This is a genomic window from Acidithiobacillus sp., assembly GCF_023256195.1.
GTDB lineage: Bacteria > Pseudomonadota > Gammaproteobacteria > Acidithiobacillales > Acidithiobacillaceae > Acidithiobacillus_A.
Window position 1 is genome coordinate 84,323 of the sequence record NZ_JAGDWX010000010.1, and the last position, 22,014, is coordinate 106,336.

22 protein-coding genes are annotated in these 22,014 nt (G+C 57.0%); 2 read left to right on the forward strand and 20 right to left on the reverse strand.

The features are described from left to right. Window positions 1–8 precede the first annotated feature (8 nt). The 12 genes from soxA to Q0C23_RS01400 form a co-directional block, all read right to left on the reverse strand. A complete protein-coding gene (soxA, locus tag Q0C23_RS01345; RefSeq protein ID WP_291510576.1) occupies window positions 9–875 on the reverse strand; it encodes a sulfur oxidation c-type cytochrome SoxA in 867 nt (288 codons plus the stop codon). A 31-nt stretch (window positions 876–906) separates the two neighbouring features. Next, a complete protein-coding gene (gene soxX / locus Q0C23_RS01350; protein ID WP_291510577.1) occupies window positions 907–1,296 on the reverse strand; it encodes a sulfur oxidation c-type cytochrome SoxX in 390 nt (129 codons plus the stop codon). Continuing rightward, on the reverse strand, window positions 1,293–3,143 hold the full coding sequence (locus Q0C23_RS01355) for a cytochrome c biogenesis protein ResB (protein ID WP_367273162.1): 1,851 nt from the start codon (window positions 3,141–3,143) through the stop codon (window positions 1,293–1,295). The genes soxX and Q0C23_RS01355 overlap by 4 nt, the downstream gene beginning before the upstream one ends. Then, window positions 3,136–3,894: a hypothetical protein gene (locus Q0C23_RS01360; RefSeq protein ID WP_291510578.1), complete on the reverse strand. Its 759-nt coding sequence runs from the start codon at window positions 3,892–3,894 to the stop codon at window positions 3,136–3,138. The genes Q0C23_RS01355 and Q0C23_RS01360 overlap by 8 nt, the downstream gene beginning before the upstream one ends. Before the next feature lie 10 nt (window positions 3,895–3,904). Beyond that, window positions 3,905–5,638, reverse strand: coding sequence for a thiosulfohydrolase SoxB (gene soxB, locus Q0C23_RS01365; protein ID WP_291510579.1), 1,734 nt, complete (start codon window positions 5,636–5,638; stop codon window positions 3,905–3,907). A gap of 32 nt (window positions 5,639–5,670) precedes the next feature. Beyond that, the gene (gene soxZ, locus Q0C23_RS01370; protein ID WP_291510580.1) at window positions 5,671–6,000 is read right to left on the reverse strand and encodes a thiosulfate oxidation carrier complex protein SoxZ; all 330 of its coding nucleotides are present in this window, start codon (window positions 5,998–6,000) and stop codon (window positions 5,671–5,673) included. A 49-nt stretch (window positions 6,001–6,049) separates the two neighbouring features. Further along, window positions 6,050–6,565, reverse strand: a complete 516-nt coding sequence (gene soxY, locus Q0C23_RS01375; protein WP_291510581.1) for a thiosulfate oxidation carrier protein SoxY — start codon at window positions 6,563–6,565, stop codon at window positions 6,050–6,052. Between the two features lie 28 nt (window positions 6,566–6,593). Further along, window positions 6,594–7,106, reverse strand: coding sequence for a DUF302 domain-containing protein (locus tag Q0C23_RS01380; protein WP_291510582.1), 513 nt, complete (start codon window positions 7,104–7,106; stop codon window positions 6,594–6,596). 313 nt (window positions 7,107–7,419) lie between these two features. Further along, the gene (locus Q0C23_RS01385; protein ID WP_291510583.1) at window positions 7,420–7,785 is read right to left on the reverse strand and encodes a hypothetical protein; all 366 of its coding nucleotides are present in this window, start codon (window positions 7,783–7,785) and stop codon (window positions 7,420–7,422) included. Beyond that, window positions 7,782–8,417: a cytochrome c oxidase subunit 3 gene (locus tag Q0C23_RS01390; RefSeq protein ID WP_291510584.1), complete on the reverse strand. Its 636-nt coding sequence runs from the start codon at window positions 8,415–8,417 to the stop codon at window positions 7,782–7,784. The genes Q0C23_RS01385 and Q0C23_RS01390 overlap by 4 nt, the downstream gene beginning before the upstream one ends. A gap of 73 nt (window positions 8,418–8,490) precedes the next feature. Then, window positions 8,491–10,629, reverse strand: a complete 2,139-nt coding sequence (locus tag Q0C23_RS01395) for a cbb3-type cytochrome c oxidase subunit I (RefSeq protein ID WP_291510585.1) — start codon at window positions 10,627–10,629, stop codon at window positions 8,491–8,493. 23 nt (window positions 10,630–10,652) lie between these two features. Next, window positions 10,653–11,621 (reverse strand): ubiquinol oxidase subunit II, encoded by a 969-nt coding sequence (locus tag Q0C23_RS01400; RefSeq protein WP_291510586.1) that lies wholly within the window; start codon window positions 11,619–11,621, stop codon window positions 10,653–10,655. A gap of 945 nt (window positions 11,622–12,566) precedes the next feature. On the opposite strand from Q0C23_RS01400, the gene Q0C23_RS01405 reads away from it, so the two are divergent. Together Q0C23_RS01405 and Q0C23_RS01410 are read left to right on the forward strand one after the other, a co-directional pair. Further along, window positions 12,567–12,824: a hypothetical protein gene (locus tag Q0C23_RS01405; RefSeq protein WP_291510587.1), complete on the forward strand. Its 258-nt coding sequence runs from the start codon at window positions 12,567–12,569 to the stop codon at window positions 12,822–12,824. Between the two features lie 839 nt (window positions 12,825–13,663). Continuing rightward, the gene (locus Q0C23_RS01410) at window positions 13,664–14,173 is read left to right on the forward strand and encodes an SCP2 sterol-binding domain-containing protein (protein WP_291510588.1); all 510 of its coding nucleotides are present in this window, start codon (window positions 13,664–13,666) and stop codon (window positions 14,171–14,173) included. A 50-nt stretch (window positions 14,174–14,223) separates the two neighbouring features. Here Q0C23_RS01410 and gatB read toward each other — a convergent pair whose 3' ends face one another. The 8 genes from gatB to Q0C23_RS01450 form a co-directional block, all read right to left on the reverse strand. Then, on the reverse strand, window positions 14,224–15,657 hold the full coding sequence (gene gatB / locus Q0C23_RS01415) for an Asp-tRNA(Asn)/Glu-tRNA(Gln) amidotransferase subunit GatB (RefSeq protein WP_291510589.1): 1,434 nt from the start codon (window positions 15,655–15,657) through the stop codon (window positions 14,224–14,226). Then, on the reverse strand, window positions 15,654–17,126 hold the full coding sequence (gene gatA, locus Q0C23_RS01420; protein WP_291510590.1) for an Asp-tRNA(Asn)/Glu-tRNA(Gln) amidotransferase subunit GatA: 1,473 nt from the start codon (window positions 17,124–17,126) through the stop codon (window positions 15,654–15,656). Before gatA ends, gatB begins: the two co-directional genes overlap by 4 nt. Before the next feature lie 8 nt (window positions 17,127–17,134). After that, entirely contained in the window at window positions 17,135–17,428 is a 294-nt protein-coding gene (gene gatC, locus Q0C23_RS01425) for an Asp-tRNA(Asn)/Glu-tRNA(Gln) amidotransferase subunit GatC (protein WP_291510591.1), read from the reverse strand. Between the two features lie 24 nt (window positions 17,429–17,452). Then, entirely contained in the window at window positions 17,453–18,238 is a 786-nt protein-coding gene (locus Q0C23_RS01430; RefSeq protein WP_291510592.1) for a VacJ family lipoprotein, read from the reverse strand. Next, complete coding sequence (locus tag Q0C23_RS01435) at window positions 18,235–18,909, reverse strand: HpnM family protein (RefSeq protein ID WP_291510593.1); 675 nt, start codon at window positions 18,907–18,909, stop codon at window positions 18,235–18,237. Before Q0C23_RS01435 ends, Q0C23_RS01430 begins: the two co-directional genes overlap by 4 nt. A 56-nt stretch (window positions 18,910–18,965) precedes the next feature. After that, window positions 18,966–20,069, reverse strand: coding sequence for an adenosyl-hopene transferase HpnH (gene hpnH, locus Q0C23_RS01440; RefSeq protein ID WP_291510594.1), 1,104 nt, complete (start codon window positions 20,067–20,069; stop codon window positions 18,966–18,968). A gap of 85 nt (window positions 20,070–20,154) precedes the next feature. Beyond that, window positions 20,155–20,997, reverse strand: a complete 843-nt coding sequence (locus Q0C23_RS01445; protein ID WP_291510595.1) for a ferritin-like domain-containing protein — start codon at window positions 20,995–20,997, stop codon at window positions 20,155–20,157. Next, on the reverse strand, window positions 20,994–22,010 hold the full coding sequence (locus Q0C23_RS01450; protein WP_291510596.1) for a flippase-like domain-containing protein: 1,017 nt from the start codon (window positions 22,008–22,010) through the stop codon (window positions 20,994–20,996). The genes Q0C23_RS01445 and Q0C23_RS01450 overlap by 4 nt, the downstream gene beginning before the upstream one ends. Window positions 22,011–22,014: the final 4 nt, after the last annotated feature.

A 22,014-nucleotide genomic window follows, 5' to 3' on the forward strand; every position in this document is an offset into this window, starting at 1 on the left:
GCGTACCATCAGGGCCGATAGCCCGGCACGTTGATCTTGATACCGTTACTGATATAACTCATGAAATAATCGAGATTACGGTAGTCCACACTCTGCAGCTTCTCAGGCTTGGCACCTACCTTCTTATCGCAACCGATGAAGCGCTTCTGGAACGTGTTCACCGCACCCCAAGCCGCTCTATAGGTCGGATAATGTGCACTCTGCCCCAACAGCGGCGAGATGATCTGCGCCCGCAGATACTTGCCAGCGTAAGCCACGTGGCAGGTAGCACAGCTGAAATTGAGCTGCCCACGCCGCATGAAATAATAGGCTTTGCCCTCTTCAAAGGCCTTGATTGCACCCGGCCCCTGTACCTTCACATCCACGGGCATCCCATTGGATAGACTGGTAAAATACGTCTGTAAGGCAATCAGACTGGAGCTGCCGTAGCGCAGGGGCTTGAGGTGATTCTGGACGCGGCACGCATTGATGCTCATGGCCGCTGTGGTTACCTCATGGGTTTTGGCATCGTAATAGGGATAACTCGCGGCTACACCTTTACCGCCATTGGGAAAACACGACGCATAACTCTTGCCGTCGGGAAACTTCGTATCCCAAAGTTTCTTGCCCTGACTCAAGGTGAGATCGCCCGGATTGAACTGAATAGCCTCCTGATACTGCTGATAGAGACCCTTGTTGAAGGCATAGCTACCGAGGGCGTACTGCTGCAGACTCATCTTTGGAAACTGCTCCTTGAAGTACTCGTGAAACTCCTTCAAGGTACGTTGCGGACCCACTTTGGTGTTGCCAAGATCCCACCAATTGATGGTCTGCGCCTGCACCCCAAAGGCCACCGTCCCAAGTGTCAATATCGCAATGACTGTAGTCTTTTTCATGATAACTCCTCCTGGTTACCCCGCCTTATGGTCACTTGAGGGACCATAAATAATCCGTCACCAAGCCGATCTGATGGTTCGTCAACACCTTGTCCTTGCCAAAGCGCGGCATGTTGATGTGGGGAATGACTTTTTCCGGGTCGTAAATAAACTTCGCGAGTTTCTCCCGGTTCTTGAATATCACATGGATGGGCAGCTCACTGAGATTAGGTCCGACATTGCCCGCCTGCACTCCGCCGGGCAAGACGTGGCATGCCAGACAGTTTCCCTGGGCCTTGTTGAAGGCGATAGTCCTGCCTGCCGCGATATTGGCGGCGTTGATGGGTGGGATACCAGCAGCAACCGCCAACCCGGTACCCATTACCGTTAAGCAACCTAGGGCCAACACCTGGCCCCATCCTAGAGCTCTGAACTTTATCATGACCTTCTCCTTTTTTCCGTCCGATCCTGCTCCCCTCCAGCCAGTTTCTCGAGGAACTCAGCAAACTGTTCTGAGAAATCTTCTATATCGCGTGATGCGTCGCCGCCAGCAATAATGCGCGTCTTACCAGCGCTTCCGTCGTCAAGGGCCAGCCACATCCGCTTTCTCGGTACATAAAACAAAACAAAGATGCCAACCACCAACAATATGCAGGCAAGGTATACGATGGACATACCGGGGTACTTGGTCATTTCCAATCCGGCCGCCCAATGCAGTGACAGACCGTGTATGAGCACCAGAAAAGGCAGCGGATACGTATGCAGAGACTGTAGCGCCACGAGGCTTGCGCGAAGGAAAGAATGGTTTTGAATCGGCGACAGCTCCACACCCTGGCGCTGCTCTACTTGCGCCAGCGTGCGTTGGAACACTGCGGAGCTTGCGACGGCGCCATGGCGCGCTGCGTTTTCCAGAGCTCCCAGGTAATGCACGAAGAGAGAGACGCCTTCTTTTGGTCCCATCGGCAATGCGAGAAAATGGAAGCCCTGTCCATGCCCAGAACGATAGGCCACCAATTTATAGTCCAAGGCGCCGTGAGGCATCGGACGCAGAAAGGTCTTCACCAGGATGGGGGGCTGTCCGTGCCGCAGGACCGTATAACGCGCCACCGGCCCCATGTTGACCATCCCATGCCCGGGACGCGCCGGCAGCCCCACCGAGCTGCGCGGCAAGACATTTTCTACCTTCAGGTCGTCCACCTTGAGGGTATATGCGCCAGCACCCGTGACCAGGCTCTGGCCGACGCGCGCTCTGAGGAGGGTGGCGGACGCATCGGGTGCCAGCAGCGAGTAACTCACCAGATGCAGCGTAGAGGGATCGGCGTTGTAGCTGGACTGGTAGATGTTGACCCCATCTACCGTCAGCGGATGATTGACACGAACGTCGTGTGTCTTCAAGACTCTGCCGTCGGGCTTGAGCACCGTCACCTTGGACACATAATCCTTCGCAAGACCGTCGCGATAATGCGTTACCCGAAAGCTGTCCAAGCGGACGATGAAAGGCAGCTGCTGCACCAGAAATCCATCTCCCACCAACTCAAACATGGCGTTGACGCTTTGTCCCACGGGAATGGTAATGATGCCGCGAAAGGACGACTGCTGCGGTGACAGCCAACGATCCTTGGGCACCTTGGACAAGGGCAAGGCGAAATCCTGCTCCGGCTTTACGGCGCCAGTCCATTGCGCTATTTTCAGGGGAATATTGGCGTTGTACAGCGCTCCCGCGCAAAACAGAATGATGGCAACGTGGGTAAAGATGTAACCAAAACGATAATAGCGTCCTTTTTTTGCCGACAACAGCAGCCTGCTATCCTGTGCGGCCAGGCGGCGGACGACATAGCCCTCTTCCTTCAATAGATCCACGGCCTTATCAAAAACGGCGCCAACCGGCTGCGAGACCGTCGCTTCGTAATGGAGGGGTTTGGCGGCGATGGCGCGCGTGCTGATGCCAGACTCATGCCGAAACATATCGCGCAGCATGTGGGGGGTATTGCGCGCCACACAGGACGTCGTCGACAGCACCAGGAAGGCAACGATACCCATATACCAGCCACAACGGTAGACGTCATAAAGGTCGAGATTACCGAAGATCTGATACCAAAAAGGACCGAACTGTTGCAGGTAATGCGCTGTGGATTCCTGCTGCGGAAGGATGGTACCGATGACGGATGCTATGGCCACAAAGAGCAGCAGATGCACCGCCAAGCGCATGGATATGAGAACCTCCCACAAAACCCGAGCACGCGGTCGCTGGAATGGACCCACATAGACCGCGTCACGGCTGCTAGCCATTTTGGACAAGCTCCCCAGGTGCTGCGTGGTTATCTTTCTCCATGGGCTTTAGGAACCACATCTGTAACAGACTCAGAGCCATCCCCAGCAGAGCCACCGGACAGGATAAAATACCCCCTACCAGTACCAGCCAAACGAAGTCCGGATTCTGCTTCGTCAGAAACCAACCGGCGAAATCCAGAAAAAATGCCAGGAATGGCAGACCGACCACCAGGATCTTCAGCCAGACCGGAGTCCGCGTACGGACAAATATCCAGCCCGCCAAGAAGTAAATCACGCCCAGGGTGCTCAGGTGGATCATCCCGTTCATCAGCATCGCAGAATACGGCATCCCCATATCCACGTGTGCCTGGCTTTTGAGAAGCGTGAACGTACCGATGTTCGGCATGCCTATGGCGTGGCACTTCAGGCAGTTGCCATTGATCAAGGGTCGCACCTGCTGCTGGTAATAGCTTTTGCTCTCACCTCCTTTCACCCACCGGTTGACCACCGATTCCATTTTGCCACGTTCGTCGACGGGAACATGCGCCATGACCATCATGCTGGGCAACATGGTCTGCAGCTTACTGGCGCTGCGGTTGCCGTAATAATGAATGACCAGGTCCTGCATCTGGACGCCGGGCTTACCGTTAAGCCCGGCTATTGAGATATAGGTATACGCCTCGGCGCACAGCAATCCCAGACCCACCAGAAAGATAAAGCCTGAGAACAGTATCTTTTCCACCAAACTCAGGTCGGGCAGACTTTTCATGACAGTGGGCTCACAGATCGTATTCTTGCGGATAGGCTATTCCCGGGTTGCCTTTCATGTTCTTGGTTAGAACCGGATTGTCGCGATGATCGACACGGACGGTTTTCTTGTCCTTCAGCCATTTGGAGAAGATGTCCCAGACCGGCGTACCCTCCACCTTCTGCATGGCAGCCCAGCCGGCGACCTTGTATTTCTTGCTCGGATGCACCATCTTTCCGCCCACCCGTAGATCGGTGATACGCTTGTTGATAGTCTCTGCAGGGTTGAAGGTATACTGAATATTCCCCACGCGAATCATATCGCCACCCTGAATGTAATAGGGGTCTGGATTGAAAAGATTGTCCGCCACCTGTTCCATGACGTTCTTCAATTCGGCACCGGTGTACTCCGTAACGGTAACCTCCGGATAGGTGATAGCCGTCTGGCCCATGACGTCTTCCATGGTGATGGTTTCTCCCGGAAGCTTGGTATAGCCCCAGCGGAAGCCCGGTGAGAAGGCCGCCTCACAATCCAATTCTTCACGCAGAGCATTACAGATGAGCTGATCGAATGTACCGTTGAAATTATCCCGGCGGTATAGCAGACTCTCCGTTACCGCGAGGGGTTCCGCCAGCTTCTCAGCGTAGGGCGCACGTACCTTCTCGATATACGCAGACATCTCCGGATCAGCCGGTATCATGTTGGACAGAATGGGAAGGTAGTAAAAGCGGAATCCCTTCAGACGCCCTTTACCCACGTCCAGATCGAAACGCGCCAGAAATTTACCGTTGGTACTGGTGTTGATGATGAGCGTCTTGTTCACCATCACGGGCTTGGGCCCCATGATTTCGTGGGTGTGACCACCGAGGATGATGTCGATCCCGTTTACCTGGGAAGCCATCTTCTTGTCCACATCGGCACCATTGTGGGACAGCACTACCACGACATCGGCGTGATGTTTTTCGCGGCATTCGTCCACCATCTTCTGCATGTGTTGGGGATGGATGCCAAAAGACCACTTGGGAATGAAGTAGGCCGGATTTGCTATGGGGGTAAAGGGAAAGGACTGGCCTATGATGGCCACCTTGCGGCCATTGATCTCACGAATATCGTAGGGATCGAAGACCGGCTCGTCCCAGGGGATGGTAAAGACATTCTGCGACAGGAATTTTGCCTGGAGTTTGTGCTTGAGCAGATATTCCACCCGATCGGCGCCGTAAGTGAACTCCCAATGACCGACAAAATAATCTTCCTTGAGAAGATTCTGCGCCCCAACCATATCTTCGGCCTTGGTCCACAGACTCGTCGCCGAGCCCTGCCAAGCATCGCCGCCGTCTAGAAGGATCGCGCGGCTTCCCAGCTGCTCGCGGTAACGTTTGACCAGAGTCGCGATATGCGCGTAGCCCCCGATTTTGCCGTACTTGTGCGCCATGGCGTCGAAGTCGAGACAGGAAAGCGCGTAGCCTTCCGGAGTGTCCGCCTTGATGCCGTAATAATCCAGCTTCCACTTACCCACGATGTGCGGCGTCACTCCCCACTCGTGCTGCTGGTGGGTGCCAATATTGGTACCCGGCTCACGCCACCAGACTGGCAAAAGCTGCGCGTGGGTATCCGTAATATGCAACAGGGTCACGTTGCCGTAGGGCTGAATTTCGTAGGGATCTTTACCCGATCCCCAGGATGCGGCCACCGCGCCGGGCGCCAGAAATCCGCTGGCACCGGCGACGCCCAGAATGGCCATGAAATCTCTTCTCGATAGGTTCATGCGGCTATACTCCTGTTATGAAAACGCGCGATTCAGGCGACGGTGATCTTGGCCTCCGCCGTCCAGGAACCACCCTGGTTATCTTTCCAGGTCATCGCCAGGGTGCCACTGCGTTCTGCCCGCATCTTGAAGGCAAGGTAAGGATTGGCACTGATGGCCGTACTCCAGTCCAGATGGCAGAGCGGTTTACCGTCGAAAGTCGCCGTCACCGTCTGAATGAAGTGGGCCGGAATCAGCTTACCCTCCTTGTTCTTCTGCAAGCCCGTCGTCATCGGATTCATGATCAACGAACGGACCTCCACCACCTCCCCCTTTTTTGCGTGGGCAGGCATACGGATCATCGGATTACCTAAATCAGCCATGGGTCAGTCTCCCGTAGAATAAAATGCTAGAATCCAATCACCGGCACAATCAGCCGCCGCAACCGCCAATGGTCACTTTGACTTCCTGCGGTTTTGAGCCCATCAGTTCACCCTTGTTGGTGCGCGCCACGGCCCGAACCATATCGGTCTTGGCCATCTTGATACGCTGCTGGAAATAAGCGCGACCATTTTCTGGACTGAAGAAAAATGCACTCGCCAAAGGCGTTGGATTGTGATCTACATAGAGAAATACGGCGTCTATGTAATTATCTGCTGTCATCGGATGATCCACATCCACGGTGACGGGCACGGCCGCACCATTTTCGGCAATGGTAGGCGCTGTCAGGTGGACCGCGGCAGACTCAGGGACCGTAGTCGTGCCGATGCTGTCGTGCATGGCTTGGTCCAGGACTTTGGCATCGAACTCCTTGGCCGGCCACCCTGGAACGTTGGCGGCGCGGGCCAGGCTTGGCAACAAGGCACTACCAGTGGATACCAGCGCCGAAACCAACACAGATTGCTTCAAGAATTTCCTTCTTTCCATGACTTTTCCTTCCATATCCATAGGGAACCATTCACTCCGGGCACTCGTACTACTTTTTGCCAATATCCGGGATACCCTTCTCCACCCGCGACATGGGTATGCCTTGCAGTACCTTGATGACGGACGTATCCAGAGCTTCGGCGATCTTTCGACTCTGGGGCGTCAGCGCATAATCCGCGCGCAATCCGTACACCACATAGCTGGTTTGACCTTTGGAGAAAATATCCAGAGTCAAGGGGCAGCCTGCGGCCACTGGCCATGAACTGTTGATGAGCTTGCTGAAATCGAAGGGATTACAGAATACGATGGCGCGAATGTCGCTGAAGTGGCGCTCATTGAAGTGCGGAATCTTCAGCGTTTTCTGCTGCGCCCCGATGAGCTTCAGTATGTTGAGTTTCAACACGATCTTGTAGCCGCCATCGTGCAGCACGCTTTCCACTTCGTGTGCCGCAGCGGCCATGGGCATATCGATCTTCTCGATATAGACCGGATTGGCTTGGGCAAAGGCCAAGCCCGGCATCAGGCACATTCCGGCAGCTAGCAGGACAGATTTTGCGGTCATTATCATCTCCTTGGGTAAGGCATAGACTCTAAAGCAAACTGTATGCCAAAAGGCTACGATCCAGTCTGTCCTCCGGATCAGTCTCATTTGTGAACTGTAATATTTATACTTTTTGGATCTCGGCCCAGGCCAACGGGCGGCGTCGGCGATCATCACTTCGGTGAGCCCGTGCGCCGCTTCGGACGAAAGGGATGTGCCAGATGGCACAGCACACCGCGAGGAGTCTCAGCCGAGCGCACGAGAAAGGGGCTCAAGGAGGCTCAACCCTCCTCTTGCCCCCAGGCACGTGTCCTGCGAGAGAGCCCCTGGACTGTCAATGCATCCCTGGCATCCCAGGAATCATCGGCATGGTGCGTAGATAGAGTTGCGAGAACATCCACCAGGTAAGCCCAATGGTGATGACGAATAGGGGGATGAAAGCCACCAGGGCCACGGTATTCCAGATATTGTGCTCAGAAATATCGATATGCAGCAGAAAATACACCTGAGCAATGACTGCAAAGCCAGCGCAGGCCATGATGGCCAAGAGCAGGGCAAAGGGTGGGAGGGCGTGGCTGGACACCAGGAAGGTCGCCAGAGCCATCAAGACCGAGGCCAGAATGAAGCCAGTCATATAACCTCGGCGACTGGCCATCTGCACCTCCGGATGATCTATGGGATTGACGTGACCATGACTCATGACATATACCCCCACAAATAGACGAAGACATAGATGAAGACCCACATCACTGCCTGAAACTGCCAGAACATGCGCAAGCTGATCAGGCGCCCCACTACATCCTCCGTGAATCCCTTGCGTGCCACCTGCCAGAGCATCACGATAATCCAGATCAGACCGGCAAATATGTGGGCAGCATGCACCTGGGTCAGGCAGTAGAACGCCGACAGACCGCCGCTGACCTCCGGCGTGATTCCGGCGGCCACCAGACGCATCACATCGTGTATATCGAGGGCCAGGAACAATATGCCCAGCACCAAAGCGCCCAAAAGCCCATTGATCACACCGGATTTATTGCCATCCTTGAGACTTGCCATGGCCCAGCCGTAAACCAGCACGCTCAGAAAAAGAGCCATGGTCTGCACGAAGGTATACCAAGGCGCGACAAACTGTGCCGGCGTCGGGCCGGTGTAATAGCTGTGTGGGTAACTGAGCACGCCGTAGGCCGCAAACAGTGTCGCGAAAAGCATGGCATCGCTGAGCACGTACATCCAGAAGCCGAAGGTGCGCGTGGATATGACATCGTGACCCTCATAATCTTCCGACCACAGGCGGACCTTATCCGGATCCACTACGGTTTCCGAACTACTCATCGCTCTCTCTCCTCAATGCAGCGGTACCGCGGCGACGAGGTGCCATAAGCGCTGCCGCCGCCGTTCACACAAATCACCAAGATTTCGGTCCCCGATGGCTTCGGTCTTGGTCGGATACCTCACGGGAATAGGCCATGATCTGGCCTCCGGCAAAACCGCCTACCGGCACCGTATCGCCACCGTCGACGGGCATCTTTTGCCGAGCCTCGCGATCCAATCGTGCGATTTCCTCAGCAGAGATGACATAGCCCGGGTCGCCTTTGGCAGAGCGCCAGATCATCAGGGCTACGGTTGCCAGTAGCGCAATACCACTCAGCCACCAGATGCGCCAAGTCAGAGCAAAGCCCAGGAGAAAAAGGGTCGCACCGATGTAGAGCGCAACGGGGGTATTATTGGGCATGTGGATGGCCTTGTAGTGGTCGGGACGAATATCCAGAAACCCATGCTCCCGACGCCAGGCCACCTCATCACGGGCATTGATTTCCGGCACCATGGCGAAGTTATAAAAGGGCACGGGAGAGTCCGTCAGCCACTCCAATGAGCGAGAGGTGCCCCAGGCATCGGCACCAACGCGTTCCTTGGCGCGATCGCGGATACTGACGAAAAGCAGCACTACGAAGGACACTACCGACAGCACGTAGATGGCAATTCCAAATTCCTGGACATCGAACAAGCCCGCCCAGTGCGGATCGAAGGGCCAGTCCAGACGCCGCGTCTCGCCCATGAAGCCCAGCATGAACATAGGGATGAAGACCAGCGCGGTGCCCGCGCTGAAGAGCCAGAACATGATCTTTCCCCAGGCCTCATTGAGACGGAAACCAAAGACCTTGGGCCACCAGTAGATGACCGCCCCAAACACCGCATAGACGATGCACAGCAGCATCATGTGAAAATGGGCGACGACAAAGACGCTGTTGTGGACCATGTAATTGATGGCAGGTATGGATAGCATCATCCCCGTCAAGCCACCAATGAGCAGCAGAAAGAGCGCACCGAGAGCCCAATGCATGGCCGCCGTGTAGCTGATACGCCCGCGGTACATGGTAAACGCCCAGTTGAAGACCTTGACGCCCGTAGGTATGCCCACCAGCATGGTGGCCACACTGAACTCGGTACTGACATAAGGCCCCATGCCCATGGTGAAGAAATGGTGGAGCCAGACGATCCACGACACACCGGCAATGGCAAAAGTCGCCAGCACCATCGCCACGTAGCCGAACAGCGGCTTTTCAGAAAACGTGGGGATAATCTCTCCCAACATACCGAAGGCCGGGAGAATGACGAAGTACACCTCGGGATGGCCCCAGAGCCAGAATAGGTTGGTGTACAGCATCAAGTTACCGCCAAAACCGGCCGTAAAAAAATGTGTGCCGAGATAGCGGTCCGCTCCTACCAACGCCAAGGCCACCTGCAGGCAAGGGAAAGAGGTCAGCGCGATGATATTGGCGGACACCGCGGACCAGGTGAACACCGGCAGCCTGCCCCAGGTCATGCCTGGTGCCCGCATCTTCACCACCGTCGCCAGAAAATTGATGCTGCCCAGGGTAGTGCCAAGTGCTATGAGTTCCAAGGTCCAGATCCAGTAGTCTACACCGACACCCGGGCTGTAGGACATCTCAAATATAGGAGCATAGCCAAACCAACCGTTATGGGAGAAATCACCCACGAAAAGGGAAATCATGATCAGCGCCGCGCCGGCCGCCGTAATCCAGAATCCCAAGGCGTTGAGATAAGGAAAGGCCATGTCTCTGGCACCGATCTGCAAGGGTACGATGATGTTCATCAGTCCCACCAGCAGGGGTGTCGCCGCCAACAGGATCATGATCAAACCGTGCGCACTGTAGATCTGACCAAAATGGAAGGGAGTCAGATAACCGTGGATGGCCCCCATGGCCTTGATCCCATTATCGCCTGGGCCGACTGCAAGCATCTGCTGAGTGCGAATCATGAGACCGTCTATGAACCCGCGGAACAGCATGACCAGGCCGAGAAAAATATACATGATCCCGAGCTTTTTGTGATCTACCGTGGTAAACCACTCCCTCCAGAGATAACCCCACAGACCTCGCTTGGTGATCCAGCCGACCAGAGCCAGACCCACCAGGACGATCAACACAAAAAGGGGCGCAAGAATCAGATTCTTATAGGGAATCTCCGACAGGGCAAGTCGCCCGAGTAATGGACTCCAGGGTCCGGGAACGTGAACCAGCATCAGATATCTCCTTCCGAATAGCGTCAGGCGCGGTGCTCTTTTGCCTGTTTCTGCAAATAGGCGTACATATTCTCGGTCATGAACATGGGCAGCGGCCATTTCTTGCCATTCATCACCTCCAGTATGACGTGATTGAAGAGACCTGGCTCCACATGCCCGTATATCGGCGTCTTATAATGCACGTTGATATAAGGACGAGCGAATTCATTGAACTGGTGGTAGTTCATGGTCTCCGGCTGCGCCTCCGCCGTCTTCACCCATCGGTGAAAGTCGCGCATACTCACGACTTTCGTCTTGAAGAGCATCCAGGACGTTCCGGCACCGCAGTAGTCGGCAGCTATTCCCTGATAGCTGCCGCGGTGATCGACCTCCAGGGCATCTTTGGTACGCATACCCGGCATGACATCAATCATGCCGACCAGCTGGGGGACAAAGAAATCGGTCGTGACCGCAGTGGACGTCAGCTTGAAAAAGACCGGGGTATGGGCCGGCACCACCAACTCATTGGCGACGGCAATATGGTGGAACTGCGGATAGATAAACAACCATTGCCAATCCGTCGCAATGACGTCGACATCTACAGGATCGCCCTTTGGCTTCATGGTATGGGTGATGACCGTGGGGTTGTAAGGATTCAGGGCAAAGCTACCGTTGATGGCCACTGCCCAGGAAAGAAATGCAACGGCGGCAATGGGAATACCCCAGGTAAAGAACTCGATGGTCATGGAGTGGCTCCATTTACCATCGTATTTACCGCCTCCCCCACCCTTGCGGTAACGGATCATAAACCATACGATCATGATTGCCGTCAAACCCACGATGCTCAACATCACAGCAATGTCGATCATCATGTAATCATAGCTGGCACGAGCCCCTACTCCCTTGGGATCAAAAATCCACCAGGGGGAATGGCGCGCGCACCCACCCAGCAACATCGTGGTCAGCAGTATTGCGGCATATTGCCCCATCTGGAGCCATTTTTTTGTGGTCATACCAATAAACTCCGGATCATAGTGAGCCTCCCAAGCATCTTCACCCTCGATTCTATTAGGGCGGACTGTGCGGAATCGTCAGGGTCACGAACTTTCGAACCTGCCAGATCACGCCACCCATAAAAAGTCGAAGCGGCAGCCGTACCAGGCCAAGAACAGGCGTCATCGTGACTCTTTATCCTCAACCAATACGAGCCGTCCCAATGTCGCAGCAGCCGGAACTCCGTGTCGCAACCGAAGGTTCACAAGGAACTCCGGTAATGTATAGCTTACTAGAATTAGTAATCACAGATGAATTTTCTTATTGCTCCTGCCCCATCAATAAAATGTTTGATTAAAATTAGATGTATATATAATTATTTTGATATGTAATGGAACATGGATATTTGGCGCGAGATGCCATAGATCGACGAGTTTGACTTGGAGACCAGATAAGAGCGACGCGAATCCAATCTAACCGTTCTCGACCCGAACAGGATTCGGAATGTGGTTTTTGGACTCCAGTTATCCGAGCACCCCCCATCCCTTGCAGCTGGAGCTGGGGGATGGACCGCGCAAATCACCCCCGCGCGGCGCAGCGACAGGAGTGCGAAACATCGCTTTGCATCGGACACACCCCGTGTAACCTCTTTGCTGCCGTAGCCAGGAGGCAAGGGCAGCGGCACACAGGAAACGAGGCTTTCCCTGCTATCCCTGGGAACCCTGGTCTCGCCGGTTTTTCAATAGACGTCTTCTGGCGCCCGCGGCGCGCATGGCCGCGATGATCCACCGCCATAGAACCCATGAGGCTTTGCCTTTGTCAGAGATTTTCTGCTATTATCAGCGTTGAGTTATGTAGGCTTTGGGTGTCTGTCCATCACTCTGGAGTGCATCCAAGGCTTTGGTCAGAGATTCGGGTAGATGCCTTGGTAGGATTTCCCCGGTCTGGCATTGTCAGGGAGCGTTATGCCCATCGTCGCACCGCAGTATGGAATCACCCCGGAGCGTAAAAGGAATCGGGAACACACGGACGGCATGTCCCACCAGGAACATCCCTCCACCTCGCCGACCGCTGCGCCAGCGGGCAAGCCGCAGTTTTGGTACCCCAAGGATCTCGACATACCTGAGGATAGCCCCACCAACTCCACTCCTCAGCGCCCGACATCTGCAGAAGGCAAAAAGGTCACCGTCGAAGTGCGCAAGCGCCGCAGCATTCCGCGCTGAAGTACTGCGCTCGGTGCGCCAAATCTAAAACGGCAAGACGGATCGATGTGCATGCCGCGCAGGATGTCCTCGAAAGCCTGCCTGCATGGAGCGAAAGCTTGGTCCTCCTTCTCATCTGAAAAGTCCACACGGTTCCGCAAGCCGCAGCCAAGCAGAGCTAAAGATTCATATAGAGTAGGCAAAGGCACAAGCCTTTCACACCGCTCGACGGGCTCGAATCGAGAGTTCGGATTATCGGATTAACTGTGTGGCGGAGGCGGTGAGATTCGAACTCACGAGGGGCGTGAACCCCTGCCGGTTTTCCGTACCCGCTATGGCTTTCGCCACGACCCTAGGGCCTTTGGGGTCTGGATCATGCCTTCACCCTAGCCGCTTCCGGGCCTTAGGTGGGAACCGTCTGATCTCTACACCTTCCAGATCGCTCCGGCTTGGCTCGGCATTACCTCGGACAGCATCCAGGGGCTTCGCCGAATTTGATTCCCTTCACCACCACCGTTTCCCGTGATGGGCTCGATGTTTCAAGACCGGTGCATTCAACCACTCTGCCACGCCTCCGTGACGCCTTTAGTCTAATGCAAAGGTCCCTGAAACCAAAGCACCAAGCCAGAAAAAGCCCGGCAAGGGGATCCGAAGCGCAGTACGAGCGGTACTATTTCACTCGCTTGCTCGGGCACACACGCACAACATTCTATATCTGCTTATATTATAATGTCTTACTTCCCTGGATTTTATTCCCGGATCAAAAGGCCTTGCTAGGAGATCTGCCCTCGGATCAATATACTGAGGTGGGCTTTGTGTAGAAGCCCGCAATTTTGCGGGATAGAGAAAGGAGAGAACCGATGATCAAAAAAACCCTATGCTTGGCACTGTTGGGAATGGGGATGGCAGCGTCTACAGCGGCCTGGGCCAGCGACGCGCCGGAATTCATGTCCGCAGGCTGGGCCAAGGATCTGTGCGCTGCCTGGAACAACAACGCCACTCTTACCGAGAAGTTGGCCGGCTCCTGGATCAAGAACGACGGCAAGCAAGGCTACAAAGTCATGGAGATTTCGGACTCTAGCCTCAAGGGTGTAGCACCCGTCCAGCTGGAGATTGCGCCCAAAGATGGCAAAGCCATGTGCATCTACGGTGGCGCCGTCAAGGTGCAGAAGCTGAACTACAATTACGACTACAAAATGTGGGCCACCACCCACGACTGGCACCACATGGGTTCACCCATGATGGCCATGATGATGGGTCGCCTCAATTTCAAGGGACCAAAGATGGAAGCCATGGAAAACATGGGGCCCTTTGCGGAATTCCTGAAGCTGGTTGCGGAAACGCCAGCAACTGTCCCTCCGGCATCCTAAGGCGCAAGCCGTCTTCCTCAGGGGCGTCATTGGCCCCTGAGGGGGCGCTCTCAAGAAGGCTGGTCCAGCCGCTCTCGTAGTATGCGGTTGAGCTGCTCCGGGTTGGCCTTGCCCTGAGACGCTTTCATCGCCTGCCCGACGAAGAAACCAAACAGTTTGTCCTTGCCAGCCCGGTAATCGGCCACCTGCCCAGGGTTCTTGGCCAGGACCTCATCGATCAGACGGGCAATCGCTGCGGGATCCGTGATCTGGCGCAAGCCCTTGCGCTCGATGATATCGTCCACATCTGCGCCCTGTTCAAAGAGCACATCGAAGACTTCCTTGGCAATCTTACCGGAGATGGTCTCGTCCTGAATGCGCTGTAGGAGTTTGCGCATCTGACCCGCCGGTACCGGGCAGGATTCGATCTCTGCACCACTGCGGTTCAGGGCGCCTAGCAGGTCGCCCATCAGCCAATTGGCCGCGAGCTTTGCATCCAGACCTTCCGCAACGACCTCGTAATAATCGGCCAGGGCCCGGCTGCTGGTGAGCACACCGGCATCATAGGCCGGCAGCCCATACGCTTCCATGAAGCGCTGTTTTTTGGCGTCCGGTAGTTCCGGCAGACTTGCCCGCACGGTCTCGATGTGGCTCTCCTCGAGAACCAGGGGCAGAAGATCCGGATCGGGAAAGTAGCGGTAATCGTTGGCCTCTTCTTTGCTGCGCATGGAGCGAGTCTCGCCCTTGTTGGCATCGAACAGGCGCGTTTCCTGCACAACCTTGCCGCCCGACTCGAGAATATCCTGCTGCCGCTCCATCTCATACTCGATAGCCTTTTCCAGGAAGCGGAAGGAATTCAGATTCTTGATCTCGGCGCGGGTCCCGAAGGGCTCGCCTGCACGCCGCAGGGAGACGTTGGCATCGCAGCGAAAAGAACCCTCCTGCATATTGCCATCGGATATATCCAGATAGCGCACGAGGGCGTGCAGTTTCTTGAGGTAGGCCACCGCCTCCGAGGGCGAGCGCATGTCGGGTTCCGACACGATCTCCAGCAGCGGCGTACCGGCCCGGTTAAGATCGATGCCCGTTTCCGCCGAAAAGGCTTCGTGCAGCGATTTTCCAGCATCTTCTTCCAGGTGCGCACGCGTGATGCCTACGACCTTTTCCGTACCATCGGCCAAGGTCAGCAACAATTGGCCGCGACCGACAATGGGAATCTCATACTGACTGATCTGATAGCCCTTGGGCAGATCGGGGTAGAAATAATTCTTCCGCGCAAAGATACTGCGCCGATTTATCTCGGCTCCAACGGCCAAGCCAAAGGCAATGGCCTTGTCCACCGCCGCGGCGTTGAGCACCGGCAGCGCCCCGGGCAAGGCGAGGCAGACGGGACAGGTGTGCAGATTCGGCTCGGCGCCATAGCGGGTGGGACAGCTGCAGAATATCTTGCTCTGCGTATTGAGCTGTACGTGTACCTCAAGACCAATGACGACCTCCCAACTCACCCTTGTACCTCCGCCAGATCCGGACGCTGAAGATGCCACGACGTGGCCTGCTGATAAGCGTGGCCGACGGCCAGCAGCAGTTCATCGGCAAAGTAATTTCCCATGAGCTGCATCCCTATGGGCAGGCCTTCTCGGGTAAAACCGCAGGGCAGATTGAGCGCCGGGATACCCGCCAGATTGACGGCGATGGTATAGATATCCGCTAGATACATGGACACCGGATCTTCCGTTTTGGCGTCCAGGGCAAAGGCCGGCGTAGGCGTCGTCGGCCCGACGATGAGATCGACCTCAGCGAAGGCCCGACGGAAATCCTCGCGGATGAGACTTCGCACTTTTTGAGCCTTGAGATAATAGGCGTCGTAGTAACCGGCCGAAAGTACGTAGCTGCCGATGAGAATACGCCGCCGCACCTCGGCACCGAATCCCTCGAAACGCGATTGCTGGTAAAGTTCCTGAAGGTTATCCGCATGCTGACTGCGATGGCCGTAGCGCACGCCGTCGAAACGCGCCAGGTTACTGGAGGCCTCCGCCGGCGCTAGCACGTAGTAAGCGCTCACCGCCACCGCATTATGCGGGAGGTGCACCGGGACGATCCGGGCGCCGAGGCTCTCCAACTGCGCGATGGCCGCGCGTACCTGTTCGGCTATCTGTGAGTCCAGACCGTCGGCGAAGAACTCTTCCGCCACGCCGATGCGCAGGCCCCGTACCGGGCGGTCCAGAGCGGCGGAAAACTGGCCGGCCGCTTGCGGATGGCTGGTGGAGTCGCGCGGATCGTGCCCCGCCATGGCATCCATGAGCAGAGCGCAGTCCTCGGCGCTACGGGCCATGGGGCCTGCCTGATCCAGACTGGAGGCGAAGGCGATCATGCCGTAGCGAGATACCCGGCCGTAGGTGGGCTTGAGGCCCGTGATACCGCAGAATGCAGCCGGCTGGCGGATGGAGCCGCCGGTATCGGTACCCGTTGCCGCCGGCACCAGACGAGCTGCTACCGCGGCCGCCGAACCACCGGAGGAACCGCCGGGCACCATCCGAGTATCCCAGGGATTGCGCACGGCACCGTAATGGCTGGTCTCATTGGAGGAGCCCATGGCGAACTCGTCCATGTTGAGCTTGCCCAGTAATACCGTACCCGCCTGCTCCAGACGCTCCACCACGGTGGCATCGAAGGGCGGAATATAATTCTCCAGCATGCGTGAACCGCAGGTGGTACGCAGTCCGCGGGTAGAGAAGATATCCTTGTGGGCAATGGGCAGACCCAGCAGCGCTTGTGTAGAGCCATCCGCCCGCTGCCGGTCGGCCCGATGGGCCTGCACGAGGGCATTTTCACCATTCAGGGTGATGAAGCTCCGTAGCTGGGGATCCACCGAACGGATGCGTTGCAGAAAGTGCGTGGTCAACTCGACGGCGGATATTTCTTTTTTCTGCAACAGGCGGCGCAGGTCGGCAAGACCATGATCGTGGAGTTCCACGCTGACTCCTATTCAATGACTTTGGGGACCAGAAACAGGCCATCGGCGCTGACCGGCGCATTCTTCAAATAGATATCCCGACCCGCGAGGTCGCGCCCATCGGCACGGTCTTCGCGCAGCGGCTGCTGCAACTCCAGGGGATGGGCCATGATCTCCACACCCTCGGTGGGCACGGCGCTCAGTTTTTCGATGAGGACAAGAATCCCTTCCAGTTGCTGGGCGACATGGGCAAGATCGGCTTCTGGCAGGGCCAGGCGCGCCAGACTGGCTGTGCGTTTTACCGTATCGGTGGTGAAAGACATGGCTTATCCCGGATGGTGTGATGCTTAGGGCAGACTACCCGCCGATTCCGTAGCAGCAGACGGACCCGAAGCGGGCGGCAACTCGAGTCCCTGCAGGAGCTGAGACGAACTGACCTTACCGCCATCGATAAGGTACTGCTCGTGTTGCTCCCAGGCGTTACGCATGAAAATATAGGGATTGACCGCTTCCTGGACCATCCGGATCTTCGGTCCGTCGACGTAACCGGTGTTGATGATGCCCATACCCGTCAGCGCGTACTGGGCGTTGCTACTGGAGATATAGTAGGTCGGTCCGGTGAAGATGGCCAGAGCGAGGCCCGGCAGACTGCGCAGGGAGCTCGGTCCGTAGAATGGCAGGACCAGATACGGCCCCTGCGGCACCCCCCAGACACCCAGGGTCACGCCCAGACTGTTCTCGTGCTTGGGCAGATCCAAGTGATTGGCCACATCGAAAAGACCACCGAGACCAAAGATCGTGTTGACGAGGAAGCGGCTCAGATCCTCCATGCCCATCTGCACACGGCCCTGGAGAAAATCGTTGACGAATATGTAGGGGGTGTCGGCGTTGGCAAAGACATTGCTCACACCCTGCCGGAAAAAGGCAGGAGTCACCGCCTTGTAGCCGCGATCCACCGGCTCCAACACGTAATCGTAAAGCCCCATGTTGAAGTGAAAGATAGGCCGGTTCACGGCCTGCAGGGGGTCGCCCGATGCCTGATCGGCAACGCTCTTCGGTCCCTGGGTGGTCGCGCAACCACTCAGTGCGCCCAGCACGATGATGCTACCCAACCATATGCGCCAAGGTCTCATTGCTTGGCCCCGTCGCGATAGGCCGCAATCTGTTTCTTCAGATGCTGGATGAGCGCCTCGAAACCCTTCTTGCGGAGGGTCTCGGTATATTCGGCCCTTTTCAGGGCGAGATCGCTGACACCATCGGCCACGACATTGACGATGCGCCAATCGTCACCGTCTTTCTGCAACAGATAATCGAAACGGTGAACCTTGCCGTTGCGTTCCGTCAGAGTGGCATAGACACCTACGGTTCCCGGCTGGAAGGCCTGCGTCTGCACGATGGCGAAACGTTCACCGTCGTAACTATCGAAGCGACCGGCATAGGTTGCGAGGGTGTATTCCCGCAGGACCTCGACAAAGGTCTTCTGCTGCGCCGCGCTGAGCTTCTGCCAGTCCGGGCCCAGGGTAAGCTCGGCAATGCGCTCGAAATTGAAAACCTTGGAAAGCACCGGTGCGAGGGCTTGATAGCGTCCGGAGTAACCGGCGGACTTGCCCATCTGCATGGATTTCAGCAGCGCCGCATCCAGGCTCTGGATGGCAGCATCCGGCGATCTCTGGGCAGGGCCTGCCGACTCCGATTTGGGCGCTGCCGCGCTGGATCCGCTGTCGGCGGCCATCCCGGAGATCGGGACGACGATCAGGGCCAGCAGCACCACACCGATATGGGTACCGAATCCGTTTCTCTGCATCGCATTCCTCCTGCACCCTCCAGCGAGCGGGTGCCAAAGAAAACCTCGCGCCACTTTTATCGCTCCACGCGCAAAGGGAATACCGGATGATTGGCCGACGCACTGGGCGGACTGATGGGCATGTCCGGCGCCATGGGGCCCGAAGTGCGTGGGCCGAACAGAGCGACCCGCAGCGCTTTCAAGGGATGAGCAAAGGTGTCATTGACCGCCGTCGGCTCGAAACCCGAGTGCACCTGACACTGATCGCATTTGCTGTTACGTCCCAGACCGTACTTGTCCCAGGGTGTGGTCTCCATGAGCTCACGGAAACTCTGAGCATAACCCTCGGACACCAGCAGGTAGCAGGGCTTCTGCCAACCAAAGATATTACGGGTAGGATTGCCCCAAGGCGTGCACTGGTAATCCTGATTGCCCGCCAGGAAATCCAGGAACAGGCTGGACTGGTTGAACTTCCAGCCCGCCTTGCGCTCCTTGCCGATGCGGAAGAGATCGCGGAAGAGCTGCCGGGAGGCTTGGCGCTTCATGAATACTTCCTGCTGCGGCGCCCGTTCGTAGTTGAAGCCGGGCGAGATGGTCACACCCTCGACCCCCAGAGCCTTGCAGTCGTCCAGAAAGGCCGCAATCTCGTCCGCCTGCTCTCCCTGAAACAGAGTACAGTTCACGGTCACGCGAAAGCCCCGCGCCACCGCCTCGCGAATGGCGTCCGTGGCACGCTGGTAGGTTCCGGGCTGACAGACGGAGCTGTCGTGACGATGCTCGTTGCCGTCCAGATGCACCGAGAAGGTCAGGTAGGGCGAGGGCTGATAGTCGTCCATCCGCTTTTTCAGTAGGAGGGCGTTGGTGCACAGATAGACGAAGCGCTTGCGCTGGATGAGCCCCTGGACGATGGCCGGCATCTCCTTGTGAATGAGCGGCTCTCCGCCAGCGATGGAGACGATGGGCGCACCGCACTCCTCGGCGGCGCCGATGCATTCGTCTACGGACAGGCGCTTGTCCAGGATATCGTCCGGATAGTCGATCTTCCCACACCCGGCACAGGCCAGGTTACAGCGAAAAAGGGGCTCGAGCATGAGCACCAAGGGATAGCGACGGCGCCGGCGCAGCTTCTGCGCGAGAATGTATCGACCGACCCGATAGCTTTGCACCAAGGGAACACCCATTCTTGCCTCTCCTTTCCGAAGCACTACGACTCAATTGCCGAAACTATAACATACCAAACCGTATGTCGACCATGCGGTCAGCCTCTCAGGCCGCTCTACGCCGCGCCAGAAAGAAGAAGAGAAAATTCGCGATCCGAGGAGCAAGCTTTGGCCGCAGCAGGCGCTCATCGTAGTAGCTGAAGCGCCGCTCGTTCTCCTGTCGACACAGAGCCAGAAGCTCCGTCAGGCTCATGTCCCGGCTGACCTCTTCGTGGCCGGTGAGGGTAAAATTTTCCGACTCACGCCCACCCAATCCCCGCGCCGTCTGGATTCGCCCCCATGCCTGCAGCAGGATCACCTGAATGCGCTGGAACTCCAGGACGATGCGCCGATACCAGGGCAATTGCCGGCGATACCAGGCCAGCCAATTGACGAAGAAGATGATGTGGCGCGCCTCTTCCTGCATGATGGGGTCGAAGATCTTGACCAGCTCCTCCGGGAAGAAACCGGACTTCTTGGCAGCTGCGAAAAGGCCGAATGCGAAATAGGAGTCCAGACATTCTCCATAGCCCGTGTAGAGGAATTCCCAGTATGGATCGCGGATGGCTGGCGGAGTGGGCAAGGGCGGGATGGCAATGCCGTAATGCTCCACCAGGGCGCTCAGCAGCTCGGCGTGGCGCCGCTCCTCAAAGCCGTCCAAGGCGACCGCGGCTTTGACCACCGGATCCTTCTCGCAGTCCGCCATGTGCTGCACCATGCGCGCGGTGACACTCTCCGTGGCCACTGCCTCACCCCAAAAGGGCAGCGACTTGAGACGCCGTTCCGCTGCAGGATCCAGCTCCGGCCAAACAATGCGTCGCGGGTCGAATTCGATGTGCGTGTCGTGAAAAAATCGGCAAAAAAGATCCCTGTGACTCGATGGAGTCATCTCGGCCGATGCTGCCGTCATATCACACCCTCCCTGGAAGCGTCCTGTCCTTGCCATCTCTGCTGCCACCGCTGGCTCTCGTAAATATACCAAGAACCCAACAGTGGCACACCCAAAACGAGCTCGCGCAGGCGGCGAGCGAGGGAAAAAGCCAAGGCCAGATCCGGGCCGATGCCTACGGCTGCACCCAACAGCAGAAAGCCGCCCTCCTGAACACCCAGCCCTCCCGGCACAAAGAAGGCCGCACTGCGCAAAGCCTGCCCGAGACTCTCTAGAAGTACCGCCGACCACAACGGAATGGGGTTTCCGAGCAGCCAGAATGTCAGCCACACTTCCAGGGCGCCTGCAAAAAGGCCCGATAGCTGCCAGAAATTGGCCCACAGCAATGCCCAACGCCGGCTGTAGATACGCTGGATCTCCGCATCCAGATGCTCGAGGTCGACCACGCGCATCAACCATTGGTCGGCGTCGAGAAAGCGACGTAGGACCGACTGAAAGCGCGCGAAGAGCCGGCCACGGCTCTGCAACCAAAAGACGGTCCCGACCGCTGGTATGGCCGCGACCAGAAACCAGAGTGTGTAGTGGAGGATCTGACGATCGGCGACGGTCGCCAGCAGAATGACGAGACCCACCAGAGTGAATAACAGTTGGCTGGCGAGAGTCAGGCTGACCTCCACCAGCACGCTGGCCGCAGCGGTATAGATGGGCACACCGGACTTGCCCAACAAGCGTACCCCCAGCACCTCCCCACCGATGCGAGCTACAGGCAACAGCGCATTGACGGCCTCCCGCAACAAGGCGAGCCAGGTCAGGAAGAGCCGGGAGGTCCGCCCCGGACTGTCGAGGAGCCAGCGCCAACTGAGGGCGTCCAGAAAGATGGGCACGACGTGTACCAGCGGCAGCAGAAGCAACAGCCATCCAGCACGATGCAGCAGGGCAAAGATCTGGTGCCAACCCTCCGCCCGCAAGAGGTAGACGGTAAATCCGAGCCCGACCAGGAAGCTCAGCAGGGTCAGGATTTTCCCCCGCTGCATGGGC